This window comes from Streptomyces sp. NPDC001941 (assembly GCF_040296945.1).
GTDB lineage: Bacteria > Actinomycetota > Actinomycetes > Streptomycetales > Streptomycetaceae > Streptomyces.
On sequence record NZ_JBEOYE010000001.1, the window covers coordinates 70,719 to 87,345 of the forward strand.

Sequence of the window (16,627 nt, forward strand, 5' to 3'; positions counted from 1 at the left end):
CGCGGCGCCCGGGAGCGTGACGGGAGAACCGCCCGCATGCTCGAGAACGAATCCGGCACCGCCGGAGCCGAAGACAACAACGCCCCCGGCGACAAGCTGCCGCCGCGCCGCAGGCGCCGCGCCGCTTCCCGCCCCGCGGGCCCGCCGGTCGCCCCCGTGGGGGACGTGACCGAGGCCACGCCGGCCATACCGGCCGCCCAGGCCCCCGAGGCCGAGGTGCCCGCCGAGGCCGCCCCCGCGCGTCCGCGCCGCCGTGCCACCCGCAAGGCCACCTCGCCGGTGACCGGGACGGCCGCCGCCGAGACGCCGGCCGTGGAGGAGGCCCCCGCGCCCGCCGCTGCCGTGGAGGCCGAGCCTGAGGCTGCTCCGGCGCGTCCGCGTCGCCGTGCGACCCGTAAGGCCACTGCTCCGGAGACGACGGTTGCCGCTGAGGCGCCGGTGGTCGAGGAGGCCCCCGCCGCTGCTGCGGAGGTCGAGCCCGAGGCTGCTCCGGCGCGTACCCGTCGCCGTGCCACTCGTAAGGCCACTGCTCCGGAGACGACGGTCGCCGCTGAGGCGCCGGTGGTCGAGGAAGCCCCCGCCGCTGTGGAGGCCGAGCCCGAGGCCGCTCCGGCGCGTCCGCGTCGCCGTGCGACCCGTAAGGCCACTGCCCCGGAGACGACCGTTGCCGCTGAGGCGCCGGTGGTCGAGGAGGCTCCCGCCGCTGTGGAGGCCGAGCCCGAGGCTGCTCCGGCGCGCACCCGCCGCCGTGCCACTCGCAAGGCCACCGCCCCGGTCGCCGAGGAGTCCGGCGCGGGCGAGGCCCTGCCCGAGGCCGCGGTCGCGCAGACCGCCGCCGACGAGGCCGCTCCCGCCGAGAAGCCCGCCACCCGTGGCCGCGGCCGCAGCCGTGCCGGCCGGCCCGAGTTCACCGCGGAGCCCGTCGCCAAGGCCGAGGCCGCCCCCGCGCGCCGCCGCACCGCCGCCCGCCCGGCCGTCGCCGTGTTCCAGGCGCCGGTCTTCGCCGAGCCGATGTTCCAGACCCCGGAGACGGCCGCCGCCATGGCCGCCGCCGAGGCCGCCCAGCGCACCGTCGACGCGGACGTCGAGGCGGAGGAGGAGACCGAGGCCGAGGTCGAGGTCGTGGAGGCCGTCGAGGCGCCCGCGCCCGAGCCGGCCGGGCGTCGCCGTCGCCGCCGCCGTGGCGAGCCCGCCGAGCCGGCCGCCGAGACCGCTCCCGCCACCCCCGCGGCCCCGGCCGCTCCGGCCGCTCCGGTGGAGGAGCCCGCCGCCGAGGAGGCGGAGGAGGAGACCGAGGCCGAGGACGCCGCCGACGAGCACGGTGACGACGAGGACCGCCCGTCGCGCCGCCGCCGTCGCGGTGGCCGCCGCCGTCGCCGCGGCGAGGCCGCCGAGGCCGAGGACGGTGCCGAGGACGACGACGCCGAGCAGGGCGACGAGCAGTCCGACGAGGACGAGGACGACGAGTCCGACTCCCACGCGGCCGGCTCCAGCAGCTCGCGCCGCCGCCGTCGCCGCCGCCGTCGCAGCGGTGACAGCGCGTCCGACGCCGAGTCCGGCGACGAGGACGGCGTCCGTACGGTCGTCAAGGTCCGCGAGCCGCGCAAGAAGTCGTCCGACGACCACCCCTCCGACGAGGTGCAGTCCATCAAGGGCTCGACCCGTCTGGAGGCCAAGAAGCAGCGCCGCCGCGAGGGCCGCGAGCAGGGCCGCCGCCGGGTGCCGATCATCACCGAGGCGGAGTTCCTGGCGCGCCGCGAGGCCGTCGAGCGCGTGATGGTCGTCCGCCAGAGCGGCGAGCGCACCCAGATCGGCGTCCTGGAAGACAACGTGCTCGTCGAGCACTACGTCAACAAGGAGCAGGCCACCTCGTACGTCGGCAACGTCTACCTGGGCAAGGTCCAGAACGTGCTGCCGTCGATGGAGGCCGCCTTCGTCGACATCGGCAAGGGCCGCAACGCGGTGCTGTACGCGGGCGAGGTCAACTTCGAGGCGCTCGGCATGGCCCACGGCCCGCGCCGCATCGAGGCCGCGCTGAAGTCCGGCCAGTCCGTCCTCGTACAGGTCACCAAGGACCCGATCGGCCACAAGGGCGCCCGCCTGACCAGCCAGGTCTCGCTGCCCGGCCGCTACCTGGTCTACGTGCCCGAGGGCTCGATGACCGGCATCAGCCGCAAGCTCCCGGACACCGAGCGCGCGCGCCTGAAGACCATCCTCAAGAAGATCGTCCCCGAGGACGCGGGCGTCATCGTGCGCACCGCCGCCGAGGGCGCGAGCGAGGACGAGCTGCGCCGCGACGTCGAGCGCCTGCAGGCGCAGTGGGAGGACATCCAGAAGAAGGCGAAGAGCGGCAACGCCCCGACCCTGCTGTACGGCGAGCCGGACATGACCGTCCGGGTCGTGCGCGACATCTTCAACGAGGACTTCTCGAAGGTGATCGTCAGCGGCGCCGAGGCCTGGGAGACCATCCACGGCTACGTGTCGCACGTCGCCCCGGACCTGGCGGACCGGCTGCAGCGCTGGACGAGCGAGGTCGACGTCTTCGCGACGTACCGGATCGACGAGCAGCTGATGAAGGCCCTGGACCGCAAGGTCTGGCTGCCCTCCGGCGGTTCGCTGGTGATCGACAAGACCGAGGCCATGATCGTGGTCGACGTCAACACCGGGAAGTTCACCGGCCAGGGCGGCAACCTCGAGGAGACCGTCACCAGGAACAACCTGGAGGCGGCCGAGGAGATCGTGCGCCAGCTGCGGCTGCGCGACCTGGGCGGCATCGTCGTCATCGACTTCATCGACATGGTCCTGGAGTCCAACCGCGACCTGGTGCTGCGGCGCCTGCTGGAGTGCCTGGGCCGCGACCGCACCAAGCACCAGGTGGCCGAGGTCACTTCGCTCGGCCTGGTCCAGATGACCCGCAAGCGGGTCGGCCAGGGCCTGCTGGAGTCCTTCTCGGAGACCTGCGTCCACTGCAACGGCCGCGGCGTCATCGTGCACATGGAGCAGCCGGCGTCCCAGGGCGGCGGCGGCAACGGCAAGCGCTCCAAGAAGCGCGGCAAGGGCGGTGCCTCCGAGCACGAGCACGAGCACGGCCACGCCCACGAGCACGAGGCGCACGGCGAGGACTCCGCGCGGGCGGAGACCGAGGCCGAGGTGGCGGCGGAGGCCGCCGCGCCGGTGGCCCTGGAGGAGCCCGCGTTCGCGCCCGGCGAGGAGCTGTACGGCAGCCCCGCCGAGGCGGAGGCGGCCGCCGGTCGCGGCCGTGGCCGCCGCCGGGCCACCCGCAGGGCGTCGGCCCCGGTGACCGGGGCGCCCGCCCGGGCCGCCGCGGAGCCGGTGGAGCGCGAGGTCCCGAAGGCCGAGCCGGAGCCGGTGGCGGAGCCCGTCGCCGAGCCGGTCGTGGAGGCCCCGGAGCCGGTCGTCGAGGAGGCGGCGCCGCCGCGTGCCCGTCGCCGTGCGACCCGCAAGGCCACGTCGCCCGCCGGTGCGCCGAAGGCGGCCGCCGAGCCGGTGGCCGAGGTCGTCGTGGAGGCCCCGAAGGCCGAGGAGGCGCCCGTCGCCGCCGAGGTCGCGGAGCCGGTCGCGGTGGAGCCGGCCGTCGAGGAGGCCCCCGTGGCCGCCCCGCCGCGGGCCCGCCGCCGGGCGACCCGCAAGGCCACCGCCCCGGCGGGTGCGCCCGCGGGTGCCGAGGAGGCCGCGGTGCTCGTGGTGGAGGCTCCCGAGCCCGCCGCGGAGCCGGTCGCCGAGGCCGAGCCCGCCGACGAGGCGGCCCCGGCCAAGAAGGCGGCCCGCAAGACCGCCAAGAAGGCCACGGCGAAGAAGGCGGCCGTGAAGAAGACGGCCGCCAAGAAGACGACGACGGCGAAGAAGACGGTGGCGAAGAAGACCACCGCCAAGAAGTCGGCGGCGAAGAAGACGGCGGCGGCCGAGCAGCAGGCCCCGTCGGGAGTGACCGCCGTCACCGAGGACTGAACACTCGGTGAGCGTTGTCTGAACGCTGCGTGGTCCCCCCGGGGTTTCCCCGGGGGGACCACGCAAGTTGTTTCTGAATCGCTACCTGGCCTTGTTAACGGCCCAGAAATTGACTACGAAATTCCTGATAATGTGACGCCGGTCGCTGCCGTGTGCGGGCACCCGCCCGGAGACTACGGTGGGTGACCGAGTCGGTTCCGGGACACAAGACCGGTCCCAGCATTCCTCGGTAGGGCGTCGGCATCGCGCCGGAGGGGTACGCGCGGCCTCGTGCACGACGTCCGCCACACCCCAGACCTCTGCCACATAGAGCTCTCGCGGTGTTCAAGGAGGACGACCATGTCGAGCAGCAACCCCCAACCCATTCCGGCTGCACGCCCCGTCATCGGCGAGGAGGAGATCGAGGCCGCCGTACGCGTTCTGCGCAGCGGCCGGGTCGTCCAGGGTCCCGAGGTCGCGGCGTTCGAGGAGGGGTTCTCGGAGCTGGTCGACGGACGTCACTGCGTCGCCGTCAACTCCGGCACCTCGGCCCTGCACCTCCTTCTGATGGCGCTGAACATCGGCCCCGGCGACGAGGTCATCGTCCCGTCGTTCTCGTTCGCCGCCTCGGCCAACGCGGTCCGCCTGGTCGGCGCCGACGTGGTCTTCGTCGACGTGGAGCGCGACAGCTTCAACATCGACCCGGCCGCCGTCGAGGCCGCGATCACCCCGCGCACCGCGGCGATCATGCCGGTCCACATCTACGGCAACCCGGCCGCCATGGACCGGATCATGGCCATCGCGAACAAGCACAAGCTCGCGGTCGTCGAGGACGCCTGCCAGGCGCACACGGCGGCCCTGAACGGCACCCCGGTCGGCGCCTTCGGCACCGGCGGCACGTTCAGCTTCTACCCGACCAAGAACATGCACTCCCTCGAGGGCGGCATGATCTCCACGGCCGACGCCGAGGTCGCCCGCACCCTGCGCCTGCTGCGCAACCAGGGCATGGAGCAGCGGTACGCGAACGAGATCGTCGGCGCCAACATGCGCATGACCGACGTCGCCGCCGCCGTGGGCCGCGTGCAGCTCGGCAAGGTGGGCGGCTGGACCGAGCAGCGCATCGCCAACGCCGCGTACCTCACCGAGCACATCACCGCGCCGGGTGTCGTTACCCCCGTCGTCGCCGAGGGGGCGCGCCACGTCTACCACCAGTACACGATCCGTGTGCAGGGTGACCGCGACGCCGCGATGGCGAAGCTCACCGAGGCCGGCATCGGCAACGCGGTCTACTACCCGACCCCCATCCACCGGCTGAAGCCGTACTGGGAGCCGGACCAGAAGGCCGGCCGCAGCTGGGACCTGCCGGAGACGGAGAAGGCGGCCGCCGAGGTCGTCTCCCTGCCGGTCCACCCCTCGTTGACCGAGGCCGACCTCGAGCGCATCGTCACCGCCGTGAACGCTCTGGGAGAGAACCTGTGACTGCGAACGGACTGCGGGCCGGCCTGATCGGCCTCGGCTCCATGGGCCGCCACCACGCGCGCGTGCTGGCCGGCCTCGACGGCGTGCGCCTGGTCGGCGTCGTCGACCCGATGGGCGACAAGAACGGCTGGGCGCAGGGCGCCCCCGTGCTGTCCACCGTCGAGGAGCTCATCTCGCTGGGCATCGACTACGCCGTGGTCGCCTGCCCGACCGCGCTGCACGAGGAAGTCGGCCTGAAGCTGGCCGAGGCCGGGGTCGGCGCGCTCATCGAGAAGCCCGTCGCGGACACCGTCGAGGGCGCCCGTCGCCTCGTCGAGGCCTTCGAGTCCCGCGGCCTGGTCGCCGGCGTCGGCCACATCGAGCGCTGCAACCCGGCACTGCGCTCGCTGCGCACCCGCCTGGAGTCCGGCGAGCTGGGCGACGTCTTCCAGGTCGTCACCCGCCGCCAGGGCCCCTTCCCGCACCGCATCGCGGACGTCGGCGTGGTCAAGGACCTGGCGACGCACGACATCGACCTGACCGCGTGGGTGACCGGCCAGGAGTACCGCTCCATCGCCGCCCACACGGTGCACAAGAGCGGCCGTCCGCACGAGGACATGGTCTCGGCCATCGGCCAGCTGTCCGACGGCACCATGGTCAACCACCTGGTCAACTGGCTGAGCCCGCTCAAGGAGCGGTTCACCTCGGTCACCGGCGAGAAGGGCTGCTTCATCGCGGACACCCTCACCGCCGACCTGACCTTCTACTCCAACGCCGCCGTGGCCACCGAGTGGGAGGCGCTGCGCGCCTTCCGCGGCGTGTCCGAGGGCGACATGGTCCGCTACGCGATCCCGAAGCGCGAGCCGCTCCTGGTGGAGCACGAGCTGTTCCGGGACGCGGTGCTCGGCAAGTCCGACGACATCTGCACGCTGCGCCAGGGACTGCGTACCGTCGAGGTGGCCGCGGCCGTGCTCGAGTCGGCGGCCGACGGCGTTACTGTCCGTCTCGACAACAGCGGCGGCGCTGCCTGATCTGCCTCGGCGGCGGGCGCCGCAGCCCGCCGGTCCCCGGCTCCCTCCCAGGAGGGGGCCGGGGACGCCCGACTCTTGTCTTCCATCCGGAGGAAGTACGCAATGGAATCCCCTGCCCGCCGACCTAAGCTCGCGGTGATCGTCGCCAACGGCATCACGGGCGACTCGCGGGTCCAGAAGACCGCCGTGGCGGCGGCCCGCGACGGCTGGGACGTCACCCTGATCGGCAGGAGCGACACCAAGAAGGTCCAGCACTCCAAGATGGGCCCGATCGACGTGATCCGGGTCCCCGTGGGGACCGACTACCTCCGGGCGGTCGGCGCGCGCAAGACGAATCCGCTGCGCGCCGCCGCCACGCAGTTCCACATCCAGGACCAGGCCGCGCTGAACCGCTACAGCGCGGCCTACAAGGCCTGGGTGCGCGAGAAGTCGGCCGACGCCAGCTCGGCCGGCTCGCCGCGCCGCGCCTCGCTGAAGGCCCTGCTCAAGGCCCGCCGCGCGGTGCACCGCTTCCGGGTGCGCGCCTTCAAGTGGGAGCAGCGCCGCCAGCGGCCCAAGGACCCGGCGCCGGTGCGCGACTGGCGCCGCGACTGGCCGCAGGTGGTCGACCTGGACCTGGCCTTCGGCCCGGTCCTGGAGAAGCTGCGCCCCGACGTCATCCACGCCAACGACGCCACGATGATCGTGACCGCCGCGCGCAGCGCCGCGCGGCTGCGGTCGGCCGGCCACAGGTGCGCCTGGCTGTACGACGCGCACGAGTACATCAAGGGCGTCGAGTGGCCCAACCGCCGCCAGGGGTACGCCCTTCCGGCGATGGAGGCCGAGTTCATCGGCCGCGCCGACGCCGTGGTGACCGTCTCCACGCAGATGGCCGAGCTGCTGAAGAACGACCACGGGCTGCGCGAGCTGCCGCTGGTCGTGGGCAACTCCCCGGTGCGCGAGGTGATCGGCGGCGCCAAGGCGTCCTCGTCGGTCCGGCACGCCTGCGGCCTGGCCCCCGGCGTCCCGCTGATGGTGTACTCCGGCTGGATCGGCCGGGAGCGCGGCGTGGACGCGGTCATCGACGGCCTGCCGGAGCTGCCCGACTTCCACCTGGCGCTGGTCGTGGGCCGCACCACCCCGCTCCTGGAGGAACTCCTGGCGCAGGCCGAGTCGCTGGGCGTGCGCGACCGCGTGCACCTGGTGCCGTACGTGCCGCAGCACGAGGTCGCCGACTACCTGTCCTCCGCGGACCTGGGCCTGACCCCGTTCAAGAAGGTCCCCAACTGCGAGGTCTCGCTGCCCACCAAGGTCTCCGAGTACCTCCAGGCGCGGCTGCCGCTGGTCACCAGCGACGTGAAGGTCATCAAGGCGTACGTCGAGGAGCACGGCCTGGGCGAGGTGTGGACCTGGGACGACCCCAAGACCTTCGCCAAGGCCGCCGCGCGCGCCATGAAGGACCGGGACAAGCTGGCGGAGCGCATCACCGAGGACGTCCTCACGGACCTGTCCTGGGAGGCCCAGAGCGGCAAGCTGATGCGGCTGTACGCCGAGCTGTCCGGCAAGACCCCGCCCGGCCCGCGCCCCGAGGTGTCGTGGACCGTGCAGGAGACCCCGGGCGCCGTCCGTACCGTCGAGATCACCGGCGACGACGGGCAGCCCGTCTGGAAGAAGATCGGCAACACCCGCGTCAAGCTGGGCCTGGGCCCGGCCAACTACGCGGGCCAGGGCGCCGCTTACGCCCAGGCGATCTCCCGGATCAACCCCGACGTGTCCGTCGAGGTCGTGATGAACAAGCGGCCGGAGTCCTTCGACTACCCGGCCGACGTGTACGTCGACGCGACCCGGCTGCGCGAGATGGAGGTGCAGTTCCAGCAGGTCGAGCGGATCGTCGGGCGCTACACCCACCTGCTCGTCGACGCCTTCATGCCGGTCTTCGGCTACCTCAACGGCAGCACCCTCTCCGGCGACCTGGCCGCCCTCAAGCAGGCCCGGGTCAAGGTCGGCGTACTGGCCCACGGCAGCGACATCCGCCACCCCGGCCGGCACATGGAGCGGCACGAGTTCTCGCTGTTCCACGACGCCCCCGAGGGCATCGTGGACAAGCTCCAGGCCAAGGCCGAGGCCAACCGGCGCATCGCCGAGGAGGCCGGCCTCCCGCTGTACGTGACCACGCCCGACCTGCTCGACGACCTGCCGTCCGCGGCCTGGACGCCGCTGGTGGTCGACGTGGCCGCCTGGGCCACCGACAAGCCGGTGATGGAGCGGGTGCGGCCGATCGTGCTGCACGCCCCCTCCAAGCGCTGGACCAAGGGCACCGACCGGATCATGCCGCTGCTCACCGAGCTGCACGACAAGGGAGTCATCGACTTCCGGCTCGCCGAGGGCATCCCGTGGGCCGAGATGCGCGCCCTGGTCCAGGAGTGCGACCTGGTCCTCGACCAGTTCACCACCGGCAGCTACGGCACCTTCGCCGTGGAGGCCATGGCCGCCGGCAAGCCGGTCGTGGGCTACATCAGCGACCAGGTCAAGGACGTCACCCAGGGCGCCCTGCCGATCGTCCCCGCCACCCCGCGCGACCTGCGCCAGGTCCTGGACTCGCTGCTCGACGACCGGGACCGCACGGCCCGCATCGGCCGCGAGTCGGTGGAGTTCGCCCGTACGTACCACGACGGGACCTGGACCGCGCAGGTCCTGAGCGGCTTCCTGAAGTGACCGGTCCAGAAAGGCAGTTGATGGAAACGCAGAGTGCCGGCGCGCCCCGTCCCCGCAAGGGCCGCGTCGTCATGCTGGTCGACAACAAGGTCGAGGGCGACTCCCGCGTGCAGAAGGCCGCGGAGTCGGCGGCCGCGGCGGGCTGGGACGTCACCCTGCTCGGCCTGGTCCGCAGCGGCAACGGGCGCACCTGGAAGCTCGGCGACGCCGACGTCCGGCTGCTCCCGCTGAAGACCCCGCTGGCCAAGCGGCACGCCGAGCGGCACCGTTCGCCGCTGCGCCGCCCGCTGGCCTACCCGCCCGGCCCGATGTCCGCCTACCGCCAGCAGTGGGCCAAGGCCTGGCGGGCGGACGTCGCCACCCGCCGCGCCGCGCTGCGGGTGGCGCCGCAGGCCGTCGGCTCCCCGGCCTTCCGCACGTCCGAGCAGGCCCGCCTGGCGCTCGCCGGCCCCGCGTCGAAGTTCATGCAGAAGTGGATCGGCCTGCGCGCCCGCCAGACCCGGCAGGCGCAGAAGGCCGGCCGCAGCCTGCGCGGCCCGATCGACCGGGCGTTCACCGCGACCTGGAAGGCGACCAAGGGCAAGCGCGCCTGGCGCCGCCTGGAGCCGGCGCTGTGGGACTACGAGCTGACGTACGGCCCGGTCATCGACCAGCTGAAGCCGGACCTCATCCACGCCAACGACTTCCGGATGCTGGGCGTCGGCGCCCGCGCCACCGTGCGCGCCCGTGCCAAGGGCCGGGACGTGAAGCTGGTGTGGGACGCGCACGAGTTCCTGCCCGGCGTGCGCCCGTGGGAGGACAACGCCCACTGGATCCCCGGCAACACCGCGCACGAGAGCGAGTTCGCCCCGTACGCCGACGCCGTGGTCACCGTCTCCGACGGCCTGGGCGACCTGCTGCGCGAGCGCCACGGCCTCAAGGAGCAGCCCACCGTCGTGCTGAACGCGCCGGACCGCCCGGTGGAGAACCCGGCGGACGACGACGAGGTGCCCGACCTGCGCGCCCTGTGCGGCATCGGCCCGGACGTCCCGCTGGTGGTCTACAGCGGCTCGCCGGGGCCCCAGCGCGGCCTGGGCGACATGGTGGAGGCGCTGCCGAAGCTGGACGGCGTCCACATGGCGTTCGTGGTGCCGGCGCCCGCCGCCGGGTACATCCAGGGGCTGCTGCGCCGCGCCGAGGAGCTCGGCGTGGGGGACCGGCTGCACGCCGTGCCGTACGTCCCGCACTGGCAGGTGGTGCGCTTCCTGTCCGCCGCGAACGTGGGCTGCATCCCGATCCACCACTGGCCCAACCACGAGATCGCGCTGATCACCAAGTTCTTCGAGTACTCGCACGCCCGGCTGCCGCTGGTCGTCAGCGACGTGAAGACCATGTCCGAGGTGACCCGTTCCACGGGCCAGGGCGAGGTCTGCACGGCGGAGGACGTCGACGACCTGGTGCGCGCGATCAAGGCCGTGCTCGCCGACCCCGAGCGGTACACGGCGGCGTACGACAAGCCGGGCCTGCTGGACACCTGGACCTGGGAGGCCCAGGCCGAGGTGCTCGACGGGCTGTACACGCGGCTGGTCCCCGGCACGACCCCCGGGGCGAGAGCATGACGACCACCCCCGACGTCACCGTCGTCGTCGCGGTCTACAACACCATGCCGTACCTCACGGACTGCCTGGAGTCGCTGCTCTCGCAGACCATCGGGCGCGAGCGCCTGGAGGTCGTGGCCGTCGACGACGGCTCCACCGACGCCAGCGGCGCCGAGCTGGACCGCTACGCCGCGCGCTACCCGGACACCGTCAAGGTCGTGCACCAGGCGAACTCGGGCGGCCCCGCGGCGCCCAGCAACCGCGCCCTGGAGCTGGCCACCGGCCGGTACGTGTACTTCATCGGCTCGGACGACTACCTGGGCAAGGAAGCGCTGGAGCGCATGGTCGGCTACGCCGACGAGCACGGCTCGGACGTGGTCGTCGGCAAGATGGTCGGCACCAACGGCCGGTACGTGCGCCAGACGCTGTACAAGGTCAACCAGCCGTCCATCGACCTGTACACCTCCGACCTGCCCTACGCGCTGGCCAACACCAAGCTGTTCCGGCGCGAGCTGGTGGAGAAGTACGGGCTGCGCTTCCCGGAGGACATGCCGGTCGGCTCCGACCAGCCGTTCACCATAGAGGCGTGCGTGCGGGCCCGCCGGATCTCGGTCCTGGGCGACTACACGTACTACTACGCGGTCAAGCGCGGTGACGCGTCCAACATCACCTACCGCGCCGACCACCTCTCCCGGCTCGACTGCTCGGCCCGGATGATGCGCCACGCGGCCTCGCTGATCGAGGCGGGCCCGAACCGCGACCACGTGCTGATCCGGCACTTCACCTGGGAGCTGGCCAAGCTGGTCCAGGAGGACTTCCCCTCGCTGGACCGGTCCGTGCAGGAGAAGCTGTGCGCGGGCGTGGGCGAGCTCGCCGACGCGTACTTCACCGAGGACCTGCGCGACGCCATGGACGTCAAGCGGCGGCTGCGCATCGCGCTCGCCCAGCGCGGCGCCGTGGACACCCTGGTCGAGGCGATCACCCTGGACGGCCTGGGCGGTCCGTCCTTCCTGCTGGAGAACGGCCGCGCCTTCGTGCGCTACCCGGGCTTCCGCGACCCGTCGGTGGGCCTGCCCGACCGGTACTTCGAGGTCATCGGGGAGGGCGTGGCGGCGCAGCTGGCGTCGGTCACCCACCTGGTGTCCGCCGAGTGGGAGCAGAGCAAGGACGAGCTGTCGATAGCCCTGTCCGTGCGGCTCGGGGTGACCGGTGAGACCGACTCGTCCGCTGTGAGGCTCGTCGCGGGAGCGATGCCGAAGAGCTCCGACAAGCCGGGTGCGCGCAGGCTCCCGGTCGGTCACGAACTACCCGCCGTCGAGGGGGAGTTGACCCGTCAGGCGGACCCGGACGGGCGCTCCACCACACTGCTCGCCAAGGTCCCGGTGCAGCCGCGCAGGGCGTCCCTCGGCGCGCGCGTGCACCTGGACGTGGCAGGCTCGACCTACGAGATCCCGCTCCAGACCCGCGGCATGCCGCTGCCGCTCGCCCGCCGCTGGCGGGAGGTCGTCCCTTATCGCGCCTCGGCCAACGCGAACCCGAAGGGCCGGCTGGTGATCACCACGGCTCCCCTGTGGGAGCCGTCGCCCCAGGTGCGCCGGCGGCTGCGCTCCGTGCTGTCCCGGCTGAAGAGGAAAGTAACCCGATGAATATCTGTGTAGTCGCGCTCGGCAAGATCGGCCTGCCGCTCGCCGTGCAGTTCGCCGCCAAGGGCCACAAGGTCATCGGCGCGGACGTGAACGAGAAGGTCGTCGAGCTGGTCAACGCCGGCACCGAGCCCTTCCCGGGCGAGCACGACCTGGACGTCAAGCTGAAGCAGACCGTGGACGCGGAGCTGCTGTCCGCCACCACGGACACCACGGCAGCCGTGGCGCAGTCCGACGCCGTCGTGGTCGTCGTCCCGCTGTTCGTGGACGCCGAGGGCGTGCCGGACTTCGGCTGGATGGACGCGGCGACCAAGGCGATCGCCAAGGGACTGAAGCCGGGCACGCTGGTGTCGTACGAGACGACCCTGCCGGTCGGCACCACCCGCACCCGCTGGGCGCCGATGCTGCAGGAGGGCTCGGGCCTGACCCCGGGCGAGGACTTCCACCTGGTCTTCTCCCCGGAGCGGGTGCTCACCGGCCGCGTCTTCGCGGACCTGCGCCGCTACCCCAAGCTGGTCGGCGGCATCGACGAGGCCTCCGCCAAGGCCGGCGTCGAGTTCTACGAGAAGGTCCTGGACTTCGACGTCCGCGACGACCTGCCGCAGCCCAACGGCGTGTGGGACCTGGGCACCGCCGAGGCATCCGAGCTGGCGAAGCTGGCCGAGACCACCTACCGCGACGTCAACATCGGCCTGGCGAACCAGTTCGCCCGGTTCGCCGACAAGAACGGCATCGACGTCAAGAAGGTCATCGAGGCCTGCAACTCGCAGCCGTACAGCCACATCCACCAGCCCGGCATCGCCGTCGGCGGCCACTGCATCCCGATCTACCCGCGGATGTACCTGTGGAACGACCCGGAGGCGACCGTCGTGCGCTCGGCCCGCGAGGCCAACGCCGCGATGCCGGACTACTCCGTGGACCTGCTGGCCGCCGCCTACGGCGAGCTGAAGGACGTGCCCGTGCTGGTGCTCGGCGCCGCCTACCGCGGTGGCGTCAAGGAGACGGCCTTCTCGGGCGTCTACGGCGTCGTGGAGGCCCTCAAGGCCCGTGGCGCGGTGCCGTTCGTCTCGGACCCGATGTACACGGCCGAGGAGCTCGTCGCGCACGGCCTGCCGGCCCACCAGGGCGAGAAGGTCACGGCCGCGATCCTGCAGGCCGACCACGCCGAGTACCGCGAGCTGACCCCGGCGGACCTGCCGGACGTCACCGTCCTGGTCGACGGCCGCCGCACGACCGACCCGGCCGCCTGGGAGGGCGTGCGCCGCGTCGTCATCGGCGGCTGACGCCCGTACGACCCACGTGAAGGGGCCCCGCCCGGCGAACTGCTCGCCGGGCGGGGCCCCTTCGTGCGTCCGCGGCAGGTCCTAGACGCGCTTCCGGGTCATCCGGTCGGCCAGGTTCGCGGTGGCCCTGCGGATCACCGTGCGGGTCCTGGCGCCCTTGATCGTCTTGTTGGCGTAGTCGTCGTCGTCGACCAGGACCAGCGGCCAGTGGAAGGTGCCCGCGACGAACACCAGCGCGCCGTTGGGGTACTCGGTGAGGCCGATCTCCGAGATGGTCGGCCAGGTCACCCCGGGGCGGTTGTCCTTGTACGGGGAGACGCCGAGCCGGGTCAGCCTCGCGCCCGCCGGGCTGGGGGACTTGGGGTCGTGGGCGTCGGCCTCGATGCCCACCATGGCGGGCAGCTTCTCGCCGTCGCGCAGGCCCGTCCCGGTCCACAGCCAGTGCCCCGCCTCCTTCACGACCAGCGGGGCCGGGTGGTTGATGTCCACGATGCCGTTGAACTGGATGCCGAGCAGGCCCTGTTCCGCGTACCGCCGGTCGGCGCTGAGCTCGCGGAACCGCGTGGTGCGGCCCGTGCCGCTCGCGGCCGGGTCGGGGGCGGACTTGTAGCAGGCCATGACCCGGTCCTTGCGCCCGGCCCCCGACGGCTCCATGCGCACGTGGAAGTAGACGTTGTTGGCGCCCAGGAAGGCCAGGTTGCCGCCCGCGTCGACGGCCTTGCGCGCGGCGTCGTACATCGACTGCGACCAGTACTCGTCGTGGCCGGGGAAGAACACCGCGCGGTACTTCGACGGGTCCACCGTGCCGTCGTGCAGGTCCAGGCTGCTGGCGTACGTCACGTCGCGGCCCGAGGACTCGGCCCAGCGCGCGAAACCGGTGTCCATGTTGAACCAGTTGGGCACGCCCGAGCCGGAGTAGGGGCGGTCGAAGGAGACCTTGAAGGCCCGCTTGTCGGCGCCGCCGATCTTGCCGTTGGCCTGGTAGCCGCGGTAGAGGTTCTTGCCGGTGTGCTTGTCCTTGGGCCACATGTTGTACGCCTGGTAGGTGGCGAACGGGATCACGCACAGCAGGTCGGAGGCGCGCTGCGGCTCGCGCACCACGAACGGGGTGCTGCCGCGCACGCCGTCCTCGTTGGTGAACACCGCCTGGTAGAGGCCCGACATCCAGCCGGTCGGGATGCGCAGGCTCCAGGAGACGGGCCAGTCGCACTCGATGGCACCGGTGGCCCGGTCGGCGGCGGGGACCTTGCGGCGGGCGCCCTTGAGCCACCTGCTGGTGGCCATCAGCCGGGCACCCGTACCGCCGTAGTGGCCTATTCGGAAGACGCTGACGCGGTAGCGCTGCGCGTCGGCCACCGAGACGTGGAAGTTGACGATGTCGCCGTGGCCGGCCGAGGTGGTCGAGGCGTACCCCATGATGGTGCCCGCGCGGTCGCCGGATATCTTGCGGTCGACGCCGTACGGCATCCAGTCCCGCGAGCCGGGCAGCCGGTTCTCCTCGGCGAGGGTGGTGTGCCGGGCCGCGCGGTCCACGACGGGTTCGACCGTCTCGGCGGGCTCCACGGGGGTGTTGGCCACCTTGACCCGGCGGCTGTCGTCGGGGAACAGGTCCTCGCGGAAGGCGTACGAGGTCGCGGCGCCGGCCGTCCCCACTCCGAGGATCCCCAACAGCGTGCGACGCGTGGGCCGTGCGGACATGCGTACCTCCCGAGATCTTCCTCGGGAGGTATGACGGAAGTCGATCTTGGGCGGTTTACTCGGTGGTCGGACTTTCTCCAGATTTTGGTCACACGGCGCCGGGCGTCAACGCGCCTCGGTGTCCGCCGACTTCCGGGACCGCGCCTTCCGGGACTCCTCGTCCAGCTTCCGCCGCAGCCACCTCTGTGAAGGCGTCTCCACGAGCTTGTGGGTCAGCCAGGCGAGCAGCACCAGGCTCGCGCAGGTGATCCCCAGCGTCGGCCAGGCGCCCAGGTGTCCGTACACCGTGCGGATCATCGCCCAGCCCAGCTCCTCGTGGAGCAGGTACAGCGGGTAGACGAGCGCGCCCGCGGTGGCCAGCCACTTCCAGTTGACCCAGTCGAGCTTGCGCAGGGCCACGGCGAGGACCAGCAGGTAGAAGACGGTCACCAGGCCGAGCACCACGACCGGGTCGCGGTCCAGGCCGCGCCCCTGCAGGCTCTTCACGCTCGCCATCAGGTCGTGCTGCATCGCCAGCCAGCTCGCCCCGAGCAGGCCCCAGAGCTTCAGGTCAGGGCCGAAGCGGTACATCAGGTACATCGCGATGCCGCCCACGAACAGCGCGGTGTTCAGCGGCTGCGCGAAGATCGACACCAGCGGGAGCTTGTGGTCCTGGTGCGCCAGCACGCTCGCCAGCAGCCACACCCAGCAGAAGACCGAGACCCGGGTGTAGTCCAGGCCCTTCCACACCACCAGCAGGAAGACCAGGTAGAAGGTCAGCTCGACCCACAGCGTCCAGTACGCGCCCACCAGGTGGGCCGCCCCCAGCGGCACCTGGAACATCGTCAGGTTGGACAGCGAGTCGGTCACGGTGGGAGCCGTGCGCGCCCCGTCCGGCAGCCCGCGCCACACGAGCACCGCGACCACCACGGAGAACCAGTAGGCGGGGAACAGCCGCAGGAACCGGGCCCGTACGAACTGCCCCGGCGAGCGCCCCCACGCGGAGAGGCAGATCACGAAACCGCTGATGAGGAAGAACAGCTGCACGCCGTAGGAGCCGTACTGCGCGGCCGGGAACAGCCACGGGAACAGCTCCTTGGGGTTGACGCCCCAGTTCGCCTTCGTGGCCGCGTCCACACCCGCGAAGTGGAAGACCATCACCGACACGGCCGCCAGCACGCGCAGCGCGTCCAGCGCGTACAGCCGGGGCGCGGCGGGCTTCTTCGCCTCTGCCGGGGCCTCGGCGGCCGGCCGGTTCACCGGGACGGGAGCCGGCTGCGGCTGACCGGGTACCTGGAGGTCGGTCTGGGACATGT

General features: G+C 72.3%; 9 protein-coding genes. 7 read left to right on the forward strand and 2 right to left on the reverse strand.

Annotated elements, in window-relative coordinates:
- Window positions 1-36 precede the first annotated feature (36 nt).
- From ABT160_RS00295 to ABT160_RS00325, 7 genes are all read left to right on the forward strand, one after another.
- Window positions 37-3,969, forward strand: coding sequence for an Rne/Rng family ribonuclease (locus ABT160_RS00295; RefSeq protein WP_351641565.1), 3,933 nt, complete (start codon window positions 37-39; stop codon window positions 3,967-3,969).
- A gap of 339 nt (window positions 3,970-4,308) precedes the next feature.
- The gene (locus ABT160_RS00300) at window positions 4,309-5,427 is read left to right on the forward strand and encodes a DegT/DnrJ/EryC1/StrS family aminotransferase (RefSeq protein WP_351641566.1); all 1,119 of its coding nucleotides are present in this window, start codon (window positions 4,309-4,311) and stop codon (window positions 5,425-5,427) included.
- Window positions 5,424-6,437, forward strand: coding sequence for a Gfo/Idh/MocA family protein (locus tag ABT160_RS00305; RefSeq protein ID WP_351641569.1), 1,014 nt, complete (start codon window positions 5,424-5,426; stop codon window positions 6,435-6,437). The genes ABT160_RS00300 and ABT160_RS00305 overlap by 4 nt, the downstream gene beginning before the upstream one ends.
- Before the next feature lie 102 nt (window positions 6,438-6,539).
- Window positions 6,540-9,131 (forward strand): glycosyltransferase family 4 protein, encoded by a 2,592-nt coding sequence (locus ABT160_RS00310; RefSeq protein ID WP_351641570.1) that lies wholly within the window; start codon window positions 6,540-6,542, stop codon window positions 9,129-9,131.
- Between the two features lie 20 nt (window positions 9,132-9,151).
- The gene (locus ABT160_RS00315; protein ID WP_351641571.1) at window positions 9,152-10,729 is read left to right on the forward strand and encodes a glycosyltransferase family 4 protein; all 1,578 of its coding nucleotides are present in this window, start codon (window positions 9,152-9,154) and stop codon (window positions 10,727-10,729) included.
- Window positions 10,726-12,354 carry a glycosyltransferase family 2 protein gene (locus ABT160_RS00320; RefSeq protein WP_351641573.1) on the forward strand — a complete coding sequence of 543 codons (1,629 nt, stop codon included), beginning with the start codon at window positions 10,726-10,728 and terminating at the stop codon, window positions 12,352-12,354. The genes ABT160_RS00315 and ABT160_RS00320 overlap by 4 nt, the downstream gene beginning before the upstream one ends.
- Window positions 12,351-13,634 (forward strand): nucleotide sugar dehydrogenase, encoded by a 1,284-nt coding sequence (locus ABT160_RS00325; RefSeq protein ID WP_351641574.1) that lies wholly within the window; start codon window positions 12,351-12,353, stop codon window positions 13,632-13,634. The genes ABT160_RS00320 and ABT160_RS00325 overlap by 4 nt, the downstream gene beginning before the upstream one ends.
- 81 nt (window positions 13,635-13,715) lie before the next feature.
- On the opposite strand, the gene ABT160_RS00330 is transcribed toward ABT160_RS00325, so the two are convergent.
- Together ABT160_RS00330 and ABT160_RS00335 are read right to left on the reverse strand one after the other, a co-directional pair.
- On the reverse strand, window positions 13,716-15,332 hold the full coding sequence (locus ABT160_RS00330; RefSeq protein WP_351641576.1) for a N,N-dimethylformamidase beta subunit family domain-containing protein: 1,617 nt from the start codon (window positions 15,330-15,332) through the stop codon (window positions 13,716-13,718).
- A 105-nt stretch (window positions 15,333-15,437) separates the two neighbouring features.
- A complete protein-coding gene (locus ABT160_RS00335; RefSeq protein ID WP_351641577.1) occupies window positions 15,438-16,625 on the reverse strand; it encodes an acyltransferase family protein in 1,188 nt (395 codons plus the stop codon).
- Between the last annotated feature and the right edge of the window lie 2 nt (window positions 16,626-16,627).